The sequence below is a fragment of the Streptococcus sp. GMD4S genome, assembly GCF_000296955.1.
The window spans coordinates 1-1,539 of the sequence record NZ_AJRE01000497.1 but is presented as its reverse complement, the minus strand read 5'-3'; the positions used below and the strand labels follow the sequence as shown (position 1 = coordinate 1,539).

1 protein-coding gene is annotated in these 1,539 nt (G+C 43.4%); it reads left to right on the top strand.

Annotated elements, in window-relative coordinates; translation table 11 throughout:
- Positions 1–31 precede the first annotated feature (31 nt).
- Positions 32–1,539: pyruvate oxidase (gene spxB / locus GMD4S_RS12080; RefSeq protein ID WP_000191803.1), on the top strand; the 1,508-nt coding region annotated here is incomplete at its 3' end.

Sequence of the window (1,539 nt, the reverse complement as noted above, 5' to 3'; positions counted from 1 at the left end):
TTTTAAAAATATTTGAAGGAGAGTTATCATTATGACTCAAGGGAAAATTACTGCATCTGCAGCAATGCTCAACGTATTGAAAACATGGGGCGTAGACACAATCTACGGTATCCCATCAGGAACACTCAGCTCATTGATGGACGCTTTAGCTGAAGACAAAGATATCCGCTTCTTGCAAGTTCGCCACGAAGAAACAGGTGCTCTTGCAGCGGTTATGCAAGCTAAATTCGGCGGCTCAATCGGGGTTGCAGTTGGTTCAGGTGGTCCAGGTGCGACTCACTTGATTAACGGTGTTTACGATGCAGCTATGGATAACACTCCATTCCTTGCTATCCTTGGATCACGTCCAGTTAACGAACTCAACATGGATGCCTTCCAAGAATTGAACCAAAACCCAATGTACAACGGTATCGCTGTTTACAACAAACGTGTCGCTTACGCTGAGCAATTGCCAAAAGTAATCGACGAAGCTTGCCGTGCTGCAGTTTCTAAAAAAGGTCCAGCTGTTGTTGAAATCCCAGTAAACTTCGGTTTCCAAGAAATCGACGAAAACTCATACTACGGTTCAGGTTCATACGAACGTTCATTCATCGCTCCTGCCTTGAACGAAGTTGAAATCGACAAAGCTGTTGAAATCTTGAACAATGCTGAACGTCCAGTTATCTATGCTGGTTACGGTGGTGTTAAAGCAGGTGAAGTGATTACTGAATTGTCACGTAAAATCAAAGCACCAATCATCACAACTGGTAAAAACTTTGAAGCCTTTGAATGGAACTACGAAGGTTTGACAGGTTCTGCTTACCGTGTTGGTTGGAAACCAGCCAACGAAGTGGTCTTCGAAGCAGACACAGTTCTTTTCCTTGGTTCAAACTTCCCATTTGCTGAAGTTTACGAAGCCTTCAAGAACACTGAAAAATTCATCCAAGTGGATATCGACCCTTACAAACTTGGTAAACGTCATGCCCTAGACGCTTCAATCCTTGGTGATGCAGGTCAAGCAGCTAAAGCTATCCTTGACAAAGTGAACCCAGTTGAATCTACTCCATGGTGGCGTGCAAACGTTAAGAACAACCAAAACTGGCGTGATTACATGAACAAAATCGAAGGTAAAACTGAGGGTGAATTGCAATTGTATCAAGTTTACAATGCAATCAACAAACATGCTGATCAAGACGCTATCTACTCAATCGACGTAGGTGACACTACTCAAACATCTACTCGTCACCTTCACATGACACCTAAGAACATGTGGCGTACATCTCCACTCTTTGCGACAATGGGTATTGCCCTTCCTGGTGGTATCGCTGCTAAGAAAGACAATCCAGATCGCCAAGTATGGAACATCATGGGTGACGGTGCATTCAACATGTGCTACCCAGACGTTATCACAAACGTTCAATACGACCTTCCAGTTATCAACGTTGTCTTCTCAAATGGTAAATATGCCTTCATCAAGGACAAATACGAAGACACAAACAAACACTTGTTTGGTTGTGACTTCCCTAATGCTGACTATGCGAAAATCGCTGAAGCTCAAGG